We start from the raw sequence: 15,746 nt of genomic DNA, 5'->3' as shown, positions 1-15,746 counted from the left end.
GGCCGCTCGTCCTGGACCCGTGTGACGCGGAGGATGCGCGGATCGAACGCGCGCGGGGTTCGCACCCCGACGACGGCTTAGCAAGCCGCTGCCTTACCACTCGGCCAATCCTCCAGGGGAGGGCGGCCGCGCGCGATGCGCATGAACGGCCGCCCCGGCGTGCTGCTCGAAGCGGCCTGTACGGAGCAGTCGCTGACTACTCCGCGGCCCGCTCGGGCACGCCTCGCTGGGAGCTCGACGGACTCGCACTCTCGGTCATCGCCGCGCTCCTCTCCCGGTCTGCGGTGCCGTTCCCGGCGGGTGCCGTACCGCTTACTGTGCCGCGCACCCGATGTCCGGTGCCACTCATTTACGGGCGGTGACACCGGACATCAGGGCTTCCTCACAGCCCCTCGGAGCCTCTCGCGTTCTTCCGCAGTCCCTCGGAACTACTCAGGCAGTCCCTCGGAGCTGCTCAGCGGTTCCTGTTGCGGCGGCTGAGATCCTTCAGGTTCCGCGCGAGCTCGTCCATCCGCCCGTCCAGCCGGACGATGTCCTCCGACACTCCGCCCAGCCGCACGCTCAGGGCACCGATCACCTGCTGGGTGACCTCAAGCCTCCGGTCGAGGCTGTCGAGCCGGAGCGACATCCGGTTGAGGACCGGTCCCAGCTCCTGGAGGGCGGTGCCGACACCGGCCAGGCAGCTCTCGACCCGGGTGACGCGGTGTTCGAGCGAGGCGTATCCCGCCCGCAGGTCCTGCTCGGCGTCGAGGAGGTACGTACGGACGCAGCGCGCGATGTCGCTGTCGCGAAGAAGCATCGCGACGTTGAGGACGGTCCTGCGGGTGTAGAGGCGGAGCTGGGTCACCGCCTGTGGATAACTTTCCACCCCTTCACCACTCCATAGCGACAGCATGTCGCTATGGAAAGAGCGCAGCTCAGCGCCGCGCAGCACTCGCATGCCGTTCTGTACGAGCTCGTCGGAATGCCGGTCGGTGAGCCTCCTGACGACACTTGTGGATACTTCGAAGTACCGAGCCACGTCCTCGGTGCGGAGGTGAATTCCGTCCGGGAGCATGACAAGGCTCTTCACCTTGTCCAGAGCGTCGACCCGCCCCATCTGCTCGACGCGCAGCGCGCGCGATTCGAGCAGGGCGATTTCCGTGGGCATGAGCATGCCTTCCGATCGTGAGAGCTACGGGGACAGCCCTCTCCCCGGGCTTCAGGGGCGGAGGACGCTCACGGTTGCCACCTGCTCTACGGCCGACCCGATGGGTGTCGCCCTCAGGCGTGCCCCACCGGCATCGGCAATCCCCGAATTCACGAAAGCTCGACGTCTCAGATTCCAGTTGCCTCCACGCACCCGGAACAACGAACCGATATCCGTACAGTTACGCGTAATACTGTCCGACATGCGACAACCCCCGTCCATCGGACGGGGGTTGTCGCAATCACAGGATGTCCGTGCTCACTCCTCGCCGGCGAGCTTCAGGGTGCGCAGCTTCTGGCCCGCGTACCAGGTCGCCACCACGGTGACCGCGATCAGCAGTACGGTCGCGAGCGGCAGTCCGACGTCGGAGGAGATGGCGCCGCCCCCGCCGACCTTCTCCGCCAGCGCGAGGGACCACTGCTGGACGCTGAGCGTGCGTGCACCGGGGACCAGGCTACCGAAGAGGGCTTCCCAGACCAGGGCGTAGACGAGTCCGAGGACCACCGCGTGCCGGCTGACCGTGCCCAGCAGGAGGAACAGCGCGCTGTAGGCGATCGAGGCGACCAGGGCGGCGATCGTGTACGCCACCGCGATCTGCTGGCCGTTGCCGTTGAGGATCAGACCGGCGATCATGGTGGGCACCGCCGAGAAGACCATCGTCACGGCGATCGCCACGATCAGCTTGGTGAAGATGATCGTCGGCCGGGTCACCGGCTTGGCCAGCAGGTAGACGATCGAGCCGTCGTCGATCTCCGGCCCGATGGCTCCGGTTCCGGCGATCACGCCGATCAGCGGCACCATGGTGGCGATGGCGAAGCCGCCCAGCACATCCGAGGCGACCTGGTCATCGGCCCCCGCGAACATCCGGACCGCCACCGCGATGACCACCAGCAGTGCGGGCAGGATGAAGAGGATGGCGGCCCGGCGCCGGCCGAGCAGGGCCCGGTAGGTGAGCCGGGCGACTGTGGGGTCGTACATGACGTCACAGCTCCTTTCAGGCCACTACTCAGGCCGCTACGAGATAGGAAAAGACCGATTCGAGGGACTCGTCGGACGGCGAAACGGTCAAAAGGCGAATGCCCTGATCACGTGCGACCTTCGGCAGCAGCGTGGTGAAACGTCCGAAGTCGACCGCCTGGATGCGCAGGGCGTTCTCGCCCAGGTCCACCTCGATGCCCGCTGTCGACGGATCCGCGATGAGCGCGGCGGCGAGCGCGCGGTCGTCGCTGGACCGAACGAGATAGCGGTGCGGGCGGTCCGTCATCAGCCGGCGGATCTTCCGGAAGTCACCGGACGCGGCGTGCCGGCCGGCCACGATCACCTCGATGTGCGAAGCGAGTTGCTCGACCTCTTCGAGGATGTGGGAGGAGAAGAGGACCGTACGGCCCTCCGCCCCCATCCGTCGCAGCAGTTCCATCAGCTGCATCCGCTGGCGCGGGTCCATCCCGTTGAACGGCTCGTCGAGCAGCAGCACGGACGGGTCGTGAACCAGCGCGGAGGCCATCTTCACGCGCTGGCGCATGCCCTTGCTGTACGTCGAGATCTTGCGGTCCTGCGCGTACTCCATCTGGACCGTGGCCAGCGAGGCGGCCGCCTCCGCGTCGCCCAGACCGTGCAGTTCGGCATTGGCCACCACGAACTCGCGGCCGGTCAGGAAGTCGTACATGCCCTCCCGCTCGGGCACGATGCCGATGTCCCGGTAGACGGCCTCGTTGCGCCAGATCGCCTTTCCGTCGAGCGTGACGGTGCCCGTGGACGGGGCGAGGAATCCGGCCATCATGTTGATCAGCGTGGACTTGCCGGCGCCGTTGGGACCCAGCAGACCGGTGACCCCCGGCCCCACGGTCATGCTCACGTCGTTGACGGCGACCACGTTGCCGAACCAGCGGGAGGTGTGGTCGATCTCGATGGTGGTCACAGCCCGACCTTCCGGTAGCGGCGCATCAGTACGGCGTACGAGCCGGCGACGAGCGCGAGAACAACGATCAGATAGACCATTCCGGCACCGGCCCCCGGGCCTTCCCCTCCGGGGAAGGCGGAGTCGGCTCCGAGGAAGGCTGTCTGTACCCCGTCGATCAGCGTGATCGGCGAGAACAGCCCCAGCCACGGGACGGCTCCGGTGGACCCCGTCGACCAGGCGATGCCCTGGACGGTGGAGACCGCACCGTAGGAGATGGTGAGTACGGCGATCACCGCGGCGACGCCGAAACCCCGGCGCGGGGTGAGCGCGGCCATCACGAGGCCGAGACCGGCGAAGAGCACGGAGAGCAGCGCCACCGAGACCATCCCCTGGGCGAACCACTTGGTCTGGTCGCCGAAGTCGAACTTCCCCAGCAGAGCACCCGCGTAGAGGATCACGAGCGGCGCTCCGGTGAGGACGAAGAGCGCGGAAGCCATGGCGGCGAACTTCGCGATGACGTAGTCGCCCCGTTCGATCGGCCGGGAGAAGTACAGCGGCACGCTCTTGAAGCGAAGGTCCCTGGAGACCGACTGCGGTGCCTGCGAGGCCAGGAACAGCCCGATGACCGCCTGCAGGAAGATCGCGTAGGAGGTGTACTTGACCGGCAGCTTCGTCGAGTCGGGGATGTTGATGGCCACCGCCACGATGATCGCGGCAACCAGGCACATCACGCCGAACAGCAGCATGGGCAGCACCTTGGACTTGGCCGACCGGCCGAGCCCGAAGGAACCGCGCAGGGACTGCGAGTAGAGGGAGCGGCGCGCGTAGGCCCGGCCGAGGCGGGGGCCGTCGTAGGCGCGGTAGCCGATGTTGTGGATCCGGGAGGTCTCGCTCCCGATCGCGGCGCCGGTCTCAGTGCTCATCGCTACCGCTCCCCTTCTGCTGTACGGCTCCGGCGGCCACGGACGCGTGCTGCGCCAAGGCCTGCGCCGCCGAAGCCTCTTCGGTACGGAAGACCTCGGCGATGTGGTGGCGGCGCTGTTCCATCCGGACGAGGCCGAGGCCGAGGGCGGCGACGCTGTCGCGGACGGTGTCGTACGTCTCCTCGCCGGTCGCCTCGATCAGCAGGATGTGGCCAGCACCCGGCAGCCCCTCCGCGTCCAGCCCGTCGAGGCCCACCAGTTTGATCCCCGTGTCCGTGAGGGCCCGGCGCAGGGCGTCGGTGCCGTCGGGGTGGGTGTCGCTGTCGGTGACCTCGACCGCGAGGGTCGTGGTGGTCTGGGTGAAGTCGCTGGTGGAGCTGGAGCGCAGGAGTGCTCCGCCGTCGATGACGACGACGTGGTCGCAGGTGCGTTCCAGTTCGCCCAGGAGGTGCGAGGTGACCAGGACCGAGATGCCGAAGTCCGTGTGCACCCGCCGGATCAGGCCGAGCATCTCGTCGCGGCCGACCGGGTCCAGCCCGTTGGTCGGCTCGTCGAGGAGGACCAGCTGTGGGTCGTGGACCAGCGCCTGGGCCAGCTTCACCCGTTGCTTCATACCGGTCGAGTAGCCGCCGATGGGCCGGTAGCGCTCCTCGTACAGACCGACGTGGCGCAGGGTGTCCGCGGTGCGTTCGCGCGCCGCGGTGGGCGGCAGCCCGGACATCCGTGCCATGTGGACGACGAACTCGGTGGCCGAGACGTCGGGCGGCAGGCAGTCGTGCTCGGGCATGTACCCGACCCGTTCCCGGATGGCGGCGCCGCTGGTCGAGACATCGAGCCCGAGCACCGCGGCCCGGCCCTCGGTGGCGGGAGACAGACCCAGCAGGATCTTGATCAACGTGGACTTGCCGGCTCCGTTGGCGCCCACCAGCCCGGTCACACCGGGGCCGATGTCCAAGGAGAGCCGGTCAAGAGCGGTCACCCGTGGGAACCGCTTGCTCAGGCTTTCGGTCGCAATGACTGTCACATCAATGACGTTAGTGGCGCGGGCCACACCGGTCGTCAGACCTGGCGGCTGGATTCTCGTCAGACTCCAGATGTACGGACCCGTAGGGGGACCCCAGGAAGGAGGAGTCCACAGGTCCGGCGGATCTCTGGAGTTGTCCACGGCCCGGCGGATTCGTGGACTTGTCCACAGGTCCGGCGGACCTCTTGACGTAGCCGCCGGACATTGTCACATTCATCAGTGTCACGTTACGGGCACGTACCGCACACGGCAGGGAACGGACGGTGGCATGGCTTCGCGAGTGATCGGCCAACAGGCCCCGGAGCTCCAGGGGTTCAGAGACGTACAACGCCTCGCGTACGCCTGCGCGGAAGCGGTCGCCGCCCGCCTGCGGCCGGGGGTGACCGAGCGGGAGGCGGCCCGGATGCAGCGCGAGTGGCTGAGCCGGCGCGGGGTGCGGGACTGGTTCCATCTCCCCTTCGCCTGGTTCGGGGACCGCACGGCGTTCACCGGCTTCAAGGTGCCGCTGCAGTTCTTCCCGACCGACCGGCGGCTGGAGCCGGGGATGCCGTTCATACTCGACATGGCGCCTGTGTACAGAGGATTCACCGCTGACGTCGGCTACTCGGGCTGCCTGGGGCTGAACCCACTGCACGACAGGCTGCTCGCCGATCTGGAGACGCACCGCGAGCTGATCCTGCGCGAGGTGCGCGAGCACCGCCCGCTGCGCGAGATATACGAGGACGTCGACCGCCTGATGATCAGGCAGGGTTATGCCAACCGGCACCGCGCGTATCCGTTCGGCGTGATCGCCCACAAGGTCGACCGGGTCACCGAACGACGCTGGTCACCACGGGTGTTCGGATTCGGCAGCCAGTCCCTCAAGGGGCTGCTGAGTGACGCGGTCCACGGGCACCGGGAAGGCTGGTCGCCGCTCTGGAGTCCGTACCGTTTCTCCGGCCATCCGCCGCAGCCGGGACTGTGGGCGGTCGAGCCCCATCTCGGATTCCGGGGTACCGGCGCGAAGTTCGAGGAGATCCTGGTCGTCACGGACTCACGGGACCCCGAGCAGAGCGCCTTCTGGCTGGACGACGATCTGCCGCATGTGCGGCGCTGGGCCGAGGAGAGGGTGGCGGCATGAGTCTGCTGGATCTGCCGGGGGCGCGCGAGCGCCGGGTGGCCACGGGCGGTATCGAGCTGTGCGTCGTCGAGCTGGGCGAGGCGACGCGTCCGACGATCGTGCTCGTGCACGGCTACCCGGACAGCAAGGAGGTCTGGACGCAGGTCGCGCGGCAACTGGCCGAGCGGTGGCACGTCGTGCTGTACGACGTGCGCGGCCACGGCAGCTCGACGGCGCCCGTTCCGCTGCGCGGCGGCTTCACCCTGGAGAAGCTGACCGACGATTTCCTGGCCGTCGCCGACGCGGTGAGCCCGGACCGGCCGGTGCACGTGGTCGGGCACGACTGGGGTTCGGTCCAGTCCTGGGAGTTCGCGACGGTCAGCCGTACCGAGGGCCGGATCGCGTCCTTCACCTCGATGTCAGGACCCTCCCTGGACCACTTCGGGCACTGGATCAAGCAGCGGATGGCCCGGCCCACTCCCCGCCGGGTCGGCCAGTTGCTGGGCCAGGGCGCCAAGTCCTGGTACGTGTACATGCTGCACACCCCGGTCCTGCCGGAGCTCGCCTGGCGCGGGCCGCTCGGCAAACGGTGGCCCGGCATCCTGGAGCGGCTGGAGAAGGTGCCGCCGGGCGACTACCCGACGGCCTCCCTGCCCGACGACGCGGCGCACGGGGCCTGGCTCTACCGCGACAACGTCCGGGCCCGGCTGCGCAGGCCCCGCGCCGACGCCTACGCGCACGTGCCGGTCCAGCTGATCACCCCGACGGGTGACATCTTCCTCTCGGAGCAGCTCTACGACGGACTCGACGCATGGGTACCGCAGTTGACCCGCCGGTCGCTGCCGGCCAAGCACTGGGTGCCGCGCACCAGGCCGGACCAGCTGGCCTCCTGGATCAACGAGTTCGCCGCCGCCAACGAGTCCGCCTCGCAGGGCGGCATCCCGGTGCGGGACACCGCCCCGAAGGGTGCGCACGCGGAACGGTTCGGCGGGCAGCTCGTCCTGGTGACGGGCGCGGCCGGCGGGATCGGGCGGGCCACCGCGTTCGCCTTCGCGGAAGCCGGGGCCCGGGTGGTTGCCGTGGACCGGGACGCGGACGGGGCGGCCCGTACCGCAGAACTGGCCAGGCTGATCGGCGCCCCGGCCGCCTGGGCGGAAACCGTCGACGTCAGTGACGAGGCGGCCATGGAGAAGCTGGCAGAGAAGGTCGCCACCGAGTACGGGATCGTCGACGTGCTGGTCAACAACGCCGGGATCGGGCTGTCCGGCTCGTTCCTGGACACGACCGTCGAGGACTGGAAGCAGGTCCTGGACGTCAACCTCTGGGGTGTCATCCACGGCTGCCGGCTCTTCGGCAAACAGATGGCCGAGCGCGGACAGGGGGGCCATATCGTCAACACGGCCTCCGCGGCCGCATATCAGCCGTCACGCGCGCTCCCGGCGTACAGCACGTCGAAGGCCGCCGTTCTGATGCTCAGCGAATGCCTGCGCGCAGAGCTCGCCGAGAAGTCGATCGGGGTGAGCGCGGTCTGCCCCGGCATCGTGAACACGAACATCACCGCGACCACCCATTTCGCCGGGGCCGACGCGGCGGAGGAGCAGCGGCTGCGGAAGCGGACGAGCAAGCTGTACGGAGCCCGCAACTACCCGCCGGAGAAGGTCGCAGAGGCGGTCCTGCGGGCGGTCGTCCGCAACCAGGCCGTCGTACCGGTGACGCCGGAGTCGCACGCGGCCCGGTTCCTGTCCCGGCTCAGCCCCGGCGCCCTGCGCGGCATCGCCCGGCTGAAGCCGCCGCTGTGAGCGGCCCAGGACCGTCGGCCGGACGGGCGGCCGCGGAGTACCGGATCGAGGACCTGGCGCATGCCAGCGGTGCCACGGTCCGCACGATCCGTGCCTATCAGGACCGAGGGCTGCTGCCGACTCCGGAACGGCGGGGCCGGGCCAATGTGTACCGGGACACCCATCTCGCCCGGCTCCGGCAGATCGCCGGCCTGCTCGACCGCGGCTACACCCTGGCCAGCATCAAGGAGCTGCTGGAGGCGTGGGACACCGGGCGGGGTCTCGGAGGAGTGCTCGGGCTCGTCGCGGAGGTCCACGGGCCGTGGACCGATGAGCGGGCGGACCGGATCACGCGGGCCGAGCTGGATGTGAAGTTCGGCGGCGCCCAGGACGAACAGGCCGTCGCGGAGGCGGTGGACCTCGGGGTGCTGGAACGGATCCCCGGCCGCGACGACGAGTTCCTGGTGCCGAGCCCCCAGGAGCTGGCGGTAGCGGTGGAGTTGCATGCGGCGGGCGTTCCGCTCAGCGCGATCTCCGGCCATCTGAGGGAGCTTCGGGGCCAGGTCGAACAGATAGCCTCCCGCTTCCTGGAGTTCACGACGGAGCATGTCTTCGCCCGCTATCTCGGTCATCGGCCGCCGACCGACGCGGACGCCGCCGAGGCCGCGTCACTGGTGCGCAGGCTCCGCCCGCTGGCCCAGCAGACGGTGGACGCCGAACTCGCGCGGGCAATGCGGACGTTCGCCACCCGCCACCTGGAGCACCACCTCACCACCGAGGAGCCCTTCGCCTCGGGGGCCTGCGCGCATCCGCCAGTGCCGGTGGCTCTGCCACCCGAGACAATCACGGCCGTGGAGCGCCTCGTTGGTCGGCAACAGGCCGCCGCCTTCATCACCGCAGCCACCGAACGCGAGGTACAGACAAGGACATTGGATACACTTGCCTCATCTCACGCAAAAACAGAGAAAATTGGCCAAGTAAATTAAAAAGTACGCCACTTGTCCACAGAAACGCCAAATTACCTGTGGATAACCTGAGTTGGCTGTGGATCAAACCTGTGCACAAGAATTGCCGCTGTGGATCCGGAACGAAATCCGGATGCGCCGGAGAAGGCCCCGCGGGCACCCTGAACGGATGGACGAAAGACGCACCGTGAAGGTGTCGAAGTACCTCTCGAAGCATCTGCGGCATCAGCCGGAACGGATCGGACTCCAGCTCGACGCACACGGCTGGGTGGCCATCGACGACCTGCTACGGGCCACGGCCCGCCACCGCTTCCCGCTCACCCGGGCCGAGCTCGACCAGGTGGTCGCCTCGAACGACAAGCAGCGATTCGCCGTCGAGGGCGGCCGCATCCGGGCGAGCCAGGGGCACACCGTCGATGTGGACCTGGACCTGCCGCCGGCCGAGCCGCCCGCGTACCTCTACCACGGCACGGTCGGCCGGTTCCTGGACGCGATCCGGAGCGAGGGGCTGCGGCCGATGAACCGCACCCACGTACACCTCTCGCCGGACCGTGAGACGGCCACCCGCGTCGGAGCCCGGCGCGGCCGGCCCGTCGTGCTGTCCGTGGACACCGGCGCGATGCACCTGGCCGGCCACATTTTCCGCGTCAGCGCCAACGGGGTCTGGCTCACCGACGCGGTGCCCCCGGAGTTCCTGCGCCTGCCCGGCTGACGCAGAGCCTGGTCAGTCGCGTCGGATGTGTTCGAGTTCGACGTGCCGGTGGGTGAGGGGAAGCGAGGCCAGGGCGGCGATGAGCAGGATTCCGATGGTGGAGCCCACGAGGAGGGGCAGGCCGTCGCCGTCCCAGTGGACGGTTCCGCCTCCGGTGATCAGGTAGCTGGATTCGGCGAGGCGGCCGGAGACCACGGCTCCGACGAGGCCGACGGTGAGCGGGAGCAGAACCTGGATGCACTGGGCCGCGCGGACCGTCAGGGGGCGGGCACCGAGAAGATTGAGCGTGGCGAGCCGGCCGCGACGTTCCATGGCGCGGTCCGCTGCGGACACGGCGAAGGCGGCGACGCCGATGGCGAGGCCGAGGACCATGCCGGCTGCGAGGAGACTCTTGACGACGGTGATCTGCTGCAGTGACTCGATGTTGACGCCCACTGCCTCGATCTCCGCGGTGGGAGCGACGGCGCCGAGACCGTCCAGTGCCGTCCGCACGGTGTCCGGTGTGGAACTCGACATCAGGAGGAACTGTCCTGTCGCGGGCTGCTGTCCTGCCGGGAGCAAGGAGGGTGGGATGAGGACGTCCGCGCCGGCGAAGGCCGAGGGCTGACGCGCCCTGATGGCGAGGCTGTCGCGTGGCAGGGTGACGCGGAACAGCTCCGTCTTCGCCCCTTGCCCACTGTCCGTGCGCAGGAGGAACGGATAGGTACTACCGGGCCGGGCATCGAGGTCTTCGGCCATGTCGGAGTCGGTCAGGCGCTGGACCCTGCCGTCCACGCAGCCTCGGGGCGGCGCCGCGGTGAAGGCCGCGAGCTGGTCGCAGTCGGCGACCACGGCAGTGACGCGGGGAGTGGTGGAGCTTGCCTCCGCGATCCATGAGTCCATCGCGAGAGCCTGTGACCGGACGCCCTCGACCTGGCGCATGCGGGTGCGCTGCCCGTCACTCAGATCGCTGAAGGGGAGAACGTATTCCTGGGTGGGAGAGGTGGGCCGGCTGATGTGGGCGAGTTCGACAAGGACGCCCTGGGCGAGAGACCCGGCGTAGACAAGGAGGACGAGGCCGGTGACCACACGCAGTGAGCTGCCGGGTTCGACTTCGTTGCGGCGCATGGCGAGTGCCAGGGGGAGCGACTGAGTGGTGCCCGCGAGCCGACGGGCGAGCCAGGCGGTGACCGGCGCGAGTGCGAGAACGAGCCCGGCCCCCGTCAGCAGGACGGCGGCGGGTACGAGCACCGAGTTGGCCGGCCCGTCGGAGGTGTCCCGGCCGAGGGCTCCGAGGGCGCAGTAGCCACAGATGACGCCGAGCCCCGGCAGGAGCAGTAGCATCCCGTACTTCCTCGGGGCGCGGGGCTGGGAACCTCGGCGCACCTGCAGCGGGCGGAGCGCGGCCTCGCGGGCACGATGACGTCCGACGAACCAGGCCAGGCCGGGGCAGACGAGCAGACAGATGGCAAGGACGGTGGTGGAGGGCCGTCCGTCGGGCGGGTACCACTGAAGTCCCGGCAGGCCGACCTGCGCGAGAAGCTCGTTGGCCAGTGCGTACACACCAACGCCGAGGAGTGCGCCGAGAAGGGCGGCGGCCACCGTCTCCACGGCGTTGACCCGCAGGGTTCCTTTCACGCTCAGCCCGAGCAGACGCAGCGCGGCGAGCCGGCGTGCTCTGGCCTCGGCGGAAAGCCTGGCGCACACGGACAGGAAGACGGCCAGGGGCAGCAACACCAGGCAGCCCAGGGCGAAGCGGAGGATGTCGAGGGTAGAGGAGTCCACGGCGGGAGTCGGGGCCCAGGCGGAGCCGAAGCTCTCCAGCGGACGTGCGGAGGGAGGCAGTTGGCCGGGGGAGCGGCCGATGTAGGCGTACAGCTCGTCGGGGCCGGTGAGGCCTTCGGGCCCGATGGTGCCGGTGACCCGGCCGGGGAGGAGACCGGCGAGGCCGGGCTGTTGCGCCAGGGTCTCGCGCAGCCGCGGGGAGACGAGCACCTCGCCGGCCTTCGGCAGATGCTCGACGCCGGGCGGGCGGGAGGTGTTGCCGCCCGCCGGATGACTGAGAAAGACCCGGGTGAACGGTTGCGATCCGTAGGGGTCCTGGCGGGTCAGGAAGACGGTGTCCTCAGCGGACCGGGCATGCAGAACGCCGGTCACCGGCTGCGGTTCGCGGGCCGCGGCCCGGCTGTCGTGCGCCGACAGGATCGCGGGGATGGTCAGCACTGCGGCGAGGCAGGCGACGCCCATCGCGCAGCCGAGGGACATCAGGAGGAAACGGGCCTGCCCCGCGCGGCCGGTACCGCGCAGAAGCCGCAGCCCGATCAGGAACGTGGTCACGGAGCTTGCGGTCACGCCACTGCCCGCCTGGCCAGCGCCCCGTCGGCCATCGTGTAACGGCTGTCCGCACGGGCAGCCACTGAGCCATCATGCGTCACCATGATCACGGCAGTGCCCTGGGACCGCGCGAGGGCCAGGAACTCCTGCAGCACAGCGTCGGCGTTGGCGCTGTCGAGGGCACCCGTCGGTTCGTCCGCGAAGACCACGGCGGGCCGGTGGACGAGAGCCCTTGCCACCGCGACTCGCTGACTCTGGCCCCCGGAGATCTGCGACGTCCTGCGCTGCCGCAACCCGTCAAGACCCAGTCGACCGAGAATCTCGCCGGCCGCCTCATGCGCCTGCGCCTTGCACCGACCGGCCAGGCGCAGCGGCAGCGCCGCATTCTCCTCCACGGTCAACTCCGGTAGCAGCTCTCCGTACTGAAAAACGAACCCGAACCGCTCTCTGCGAACCGTACTCAGCTCATCGTCACCGAGCCCGTGGAACGGCACTCCCTCGAAGGAGACTTGACCGCGAGTCGGCGCCACGACCCCGGCCAGGCAGTAGAGCAGCGACGACTTTCCCGACCCACTGCTGCCCATGATCGCGCAGACCTCTCCGGGGCTCAGTGCGAAGTCCACTCCGCTCACGGCCCTTTGTGAGCCGTAGAGCAGCTCCACACCCGTCGCACGAAGGATGGCGTCCATGGTGAGCGGTACCTCTCTGTAACTCGACGGCCCCGTGCCCCTGAGACAGTGACGAGGCCCGGCAGGGTCCGGCCTCGCCACGCAGACCGGGCCGGTCGTTACCTCCTTCGCACGCCACCTCCAGCGGCAGCATCCCGACCAGATGTAACGGAGAGTAGTCGATGGGATCTCGCTGAGACCATGGATGGGGTCTTCATTCCCCCCATTCGGTGAACCTGGAGGAATCGGTGACGCGGCGCCGAGCCTGAAACCGAATCCGAAGCACCGTAGGCTCCGTGCCATGGACCTTCGCCTCAGCACCGTCATCCTGCCCATCGACCGGTGGCACGAGGGAGGGCGCGCGAAGTGGCGGGCGGCTGAGGAGCTCGGGTTCCACGCCGCCTACACCTACGACCACCTGTCCTGGCGCACCTTCCGGGACGGACCGTGGTTCGGAGCGCTGCCCACTCTGACCGCGGCGGCGACCGCCACCGAGCGTTTGCGCCTGGGCACCCTCGTGACATCGCCGAATTTCCGTCACCCGGTGACGCTCGCCAAGGAACTGATCGCCCTCGATGACGTCTCGGGCGGGCGGATCACCCTGGGAATCGGCGCCGGCGGCACCGGATTCGACGCGACGGCGCTCGGCCAGGAGCCGTGGACGCCGCGTGAGAGGGCCGACCGCTTCGGGGAGTTCGTGCCTCTGCTCGACCGGCTGCTGACCGAGGACTCCGTCTCCTGGGAAGGCGACCACTACACGGCGCACGAGGCCCGCACCATCCCGGGCTGCGTCCAGCGGCCCCGGCTGCCGTTCGCCGTGGCCGCCACCGGTCCGCGCGGGATGCGCCTCGCCGCACGGCACGGGCAGGCCTGGGTGACCACGGGGGATCCGAAGCTCTACGAGAGCGGCACGCCCGAGCAGTCGGTGCAGGCCGTGCGCGGACAGATCGACCGGCTCGCGGACGCGTGCGCCGGTATCGGCCGCGATGTGGACGAGCTCGACAAGATCATGCTCACCGGCTTCACCCCGGACCGCAGGAGTCCGCTTGAGTCCGTCGACGCGTTCGTCGACTTCGCCGGCCGTTATGCGGCCCTGGGGATCACCGAGATCGTGATTCACTGGCCCATCCCCGACTCGGACTTCGCCGCCGACCAGTCCGTCTTCGAGAAGATCGCCGTCGAGGCCGCCGCCCAGATCGGGTGAACGCCCTCCCCCTGCGAAGTCGCGCGCCGGACGTCGCTAGGCGCGGCTAGACATCACGCGGACCTGTCATCCACCGGTTCACGTCTCCGTACGGCGGGGCCTGTGCCGCGAAGTCGAAGGTCCCCTGGTCGAGCACCTCACGGGCTGCCCGGACGAATCCGCCCAGCGCAGCCCGGGACAGGGTCGAACCGAGGCTGATCCGGCGCACCCCGCAGTCGGCGAGCGCGGCCACGTCCAGTGCGGGCTGCTGGCTCCCCGCGAGGACGTTGACCGGCCGGCCGACCGAGGCGCACACGGTGCGCACCGCCTCGGCCGACGGCAGGCCGGGCGCGTACAGGACGTCGGCACCCGCCTCCTCGTACGCCTGCAGTCGGCGGACCGTGTCGTCGAGGTCGGGGCGCCCGTAGAGGAAGTTCTCGGCGCGTGCGGTGACGGTGAACGGGAAGGGCAGGGCGCGCGCCGCCTCCACCGCCGCCGTCACCCGGTCCACCGCCGCCGCGAGCGGACGGACCGGGTCATCGTGAAGCCCGGTGGCATCCTCGACCGAGCCGCCCACCAGCCCCGCCTCCGCCGCCGCGCGAATGGTCTCGGCAACGCCCTCCGGGGTCTGCGCGAAACCGCTCTCCAGGTCGGCGGAGACCGGCAGCGGCGTCGCGGCTGCGATCTCCGCGGCGTTCGCGAGCACCATGTCGCGGTCCAGCAGATTCGCGCCGTCCGGCAGACCGAGAGCGACGGCGAGACCGGCACTGGTCGTCGCGAGCGCCGAGAAGCCGAGCCCGGCCAGAATCCGGGCGGTGCCCGCGTTCCACGGGTTGGGGATCACGAAGGGTTCGGGCCCGTTGTGCAGTTCCCGGAACGCGGCGCCCCTGGACTGCAGCTCGCTCAAAGACAGTCGCATTCTTAACTCTCCCCATCAGGTCCTCGGAAGCAGGCACTCGGATCGTCCCGGCAGGATGTCCAGTCCGGCTGTCGCGACGCAAGGCGGAACCCTTGGCATATGCCAGAGGGATACCACCTGTTCAGGGGCGCACCCACTCAGATGTGCGCCCCTGCGCACGCCCGTGCGCCCTGGTACGCGAGAATGGAACGGTGACCTCAGCTACCGATCACCCTCTCCCCGCCGCTCCCCGGCTGATCGCCACCGATCTGGACGGCACCCTCCTGCGCGATGACAAGACCGTCTCTGACCGTACGGTCGCGGCGCTCGCCGCCGCCGAGGAGGCCGGGATCGAGGTCTTCTTCGTCACCGGCCGGCCGGCCCGCTGGATGGGTGTCGTCAGCGACCACGTCCACGGCCACGGACTGGCGATCTGCGCCAACGGCGCCGCAGTCGCGGACCTGCACGACGACGGCCGGCTGGTGAAGGTCCGCGCGCTGGAGCGAGAGGCCGCCCTCGACGTCGTGCACACGCTGCGCGCGGCCGCCCCCGGTACCTCCTTCGCCGTCGAGCTGACCACCGGTATCCACTACGAGCCGGCCTACCCGGCCTTCCACCTCGACCCCGGCGCCACCGTAGCCCTCGCGGAGAAGCTGCTCCGCGAGGAGCTGCCCGGCACCGGAGCCCCCGTGCTGAAGCTCCTCGCCCACCACGGCGAACTGGCCCCGGACGACTTCCTGGCCCTGGCCCGTACCGCTGCGGGCGACCGGGCCTCGTTCACCCGGTCCAGTCCGAGCGCCCTCCTGGAGGTCAGCGGACCCGGCGTCTCCAAGGCCAGCACGCTGGAGCTGTGCTGCGCCGAGCGTGGCGTCTCGCCCGCCGAGGTCGTCGCGTTCGGGGACATGCCCAACGACGTGGAGATGCTGAGCTGGGCCGGCACCTCCTACGCGATGGGCAACGCCCACCCGGCCGCGCTGGCGGCGGCCACCGGCCGTACGGTCACCAACAACGAGGACGGCGTCGCGGTCGTCATCGAGCGGATCATCGCCGAGCGGGCGCTGTCCCGCAGTGACCGCTGACCGAACGCGAACCCC

Annotated in this window: 14 protein-coding genes and 1 tRNA gene; 6 read left to right on the top strand and 9 right to left on the bottom strand. The window is 69.6% G+C overall.

Annotated elements, in window-relative coordinates; all coding sequences use genetic code 11:
* Positions 1–27: 27 nt before the first annotated feature.
* The 6 genes from ACZ601_RS20015 to ACZ601_RS19990 all read right to left on the bottom strand — a co-directional run bounded on the left by ACZ601_RS20015 (position 28) and on the right by ACZ601_RS19990 (position 5,036).
* Positions 28–114, bottom strand: a tRNA-Ser gene (locus tag ACZ601_RS20015).
* Between the two features lie 340 nt (positions 115–454).
* Positions 455–1,150, bottom strand: coding sequence for a hypothetical protein (locus ACZ601_RS20010; RefSeq protein WP_469540070.1), 696 nt, complete (start codon positions 1,148–1,150; stop codon positions 455–457).
* Between the two features lie 297 nt (positions 1,151–1,447).
* Entirely contained in the window at positions 1,448–2,167 is a 720-nt protein-coding gene (locus ACZ601_RS20005; protein ID WP_440574302.1) for an ABC transporter permease, read from the bottom strand.
* 28 nt (positions 2,168–2,195) lie between these two features.
* On the bottom strand, positions 2,196–3,107 hold the full coding sequence (locus ACZ601_RS20000) for an ABC transporter ATP-binding protein (RefSeq protein WP_469539681.1): 912 nt from the start codon (positions 3,105–3,107) through the stop codon (positions 2,196–2,198).
* On the bottom strand, positions 3,104–4,012 hold the full coding sequence (locus tag ACZ601_RS19995; protein WP_469539679.1) for an ABC transporter permease: 909 nt from the start codon (positions 4,010–4,012) through the stop codon (positions 3,104–3,106). Before ACZ601_RS19995 ends, ACZ601_RS20000 begins: the two co-directional genes overlap by 4 nt.
* Positions 4,002–5,036 carry an ABC transporter ATP-binding protein gene (locus tag ACZ601_RS19990; protein ID WP_469539676.1) on the bottom strand — a complete coding sequence of 345 codons (1,035 nt, stop codon included), beginning with the start codon at positions 5,034–5,036 and terminating at the stop codon, positions 4,002–4,004. The genes ACZ601_RS19995 and ACZ601_RS19990 overlap by 11 nt, the downstream gene beginning before the upstream one ends.
* Before the next feature lie 268 nt (positions 5,037–5,304).
* Between ACZ601_RS19990 and ACZ601_RS19985 the strand changes: the two genes are divergently transcribed.
* From ACZ601_RS19985 to ACZ601_RS19970, 4 genes are all read left to right on the top strand, one after another.
* A complete protein-coding gene (locus ACZ601_RS19985) occupies positions 5,305–6,156 on the top strand; it encodes a M24 family metallopeptidase (RefSeq protein ID WP_469539674.1) in 852 nt (283 codons plus the stop codon).
* Positions 6,153–7,934 (top strand): SDR family oxidoreductase, encoded by a 1,782-nt coding sequence (locus ACZ601_RS19980; protein WP_469539671.1) that lies wholly within the window; start codon positions 6,153–6,155, stop codon positions 7,932–7,934. Before ACZ601_RS19985 ends, ACZ601_RS19980 begins: the two co-directional genes overlap by 4 nt.
* Positions 7,931–8,899, top strand: coding sequence for a MerR family transcriptional regulator (locus ACZ601_RS19975; protein WP_469539668.1), 969 nt, complete (start codon positions 7,931–7,933; stop codon positions 8,897–8,899). Before ACZ601_RS19980 ends, ACZ601_RS19975 begins: the two co-directional genes overlap by 4 nt.
* 148 nt (positions 8,900–9,047) lie before the next feature.
* Positions 9,048–9,590, top strand: a complete 543-nt coding sequence (locus tag ACZ601_RS19970) for an RNA 2'-phosphotransferase (RefSeq protein ID WP_469539667.1) — start codon at positions 9,048–9,050, stop codon at positions 9,588–9,590.
* Positions 9,591–9,602: 12 nt separating this feature from the next.
* Here ACZ601_RS19970 and ACZ601_RS19965 read toward each other — a convergent pair whose 3' ends face one another.
* Together ACZ601_RS19965 and ACZ601_RS19960 are read right to left on the bottom strand one after the other, a co-directional pair.
* Positions 9,603–11,906, bottom strand: coding sequence for an ABC transporter permease family protein (locus ACZ601_RS19965; protein WP_469540067.1), 2,304 nt, complete (start codon positions 11,904–11,906; stop codon positions 9,603–9,605).
* Between the two features lie 11 nt (positions 11,907–11,917).
* A complete protein-coding gene (locus ACZ601_RS19960; RefSeq protein ID WP_469539664.1) occupies positions 11,918–12,592 on the bottom strand; it encodes an ABC transporter ATP-binding protein in 675 nt (224 codons plus the stop codon).
* Positions 12,593–12,872: 280 nt separating this feature from the next.
* On the opposite strand from ACZ601_RS19960, the gene ACZ601_RS19955 reads away from it, so the two are divergent.
* Positions 12,873–13,775: an LLM class flavin-dependent oxidoreductase gene (locus tag ACZ601_RS19955; protein WP_469539661.1), complete on the top strand. Its 903-nt coding sequence runs from the start codon at positions 12,873–12,875 to the stop codon at positions 13,773–13,775.
* 46 nt (positions 13,776–13,821) lie between these two features.
* On the opposite strand, the gene ACZ601_RS19950 is transcribed toward ACZ601_RS19955, so the two are convergent.
* Positions 13,822–14,673 (bottom strand): isocitrate lyase/PEP mutase family protein, encoded by an 852-nt coding sequence (locus ACZ601_RS19950; RefSeq protein WP_469539659.1) that lies wholly within the window; start codon positions 14,671–14,673, stop codon positions 13,822–13,824.
* A 191-nt stretch (positions 14,674–14,864) separates the two neighbouring features.
* Here ACZ601_RS19950 and ACZ601_RS19945 point away from each other — a divergent pair, with 191 nt between their 5' ends.
* A complete protein-coding gene (locus ACZ601_RS19945; protein ID WP_469539657.1) occupies positions 14,865–15,731 on the top strand; it encodes a Cof-type HAD-IIB family hydrolase in 867 nt (288 codons plus the stop codon).
* Positions 15,732–15,746 lie beyond the last annotated feature (15 nt).

The sequence above is a fragment of the Streptomyces sp. NPDC104307 genome (assembly GCF_055584045.1).
Note: the sequence above shows the minus strand (reverse complement) of the source record. Positions and strands in the feature narration are given on the sequence as shown.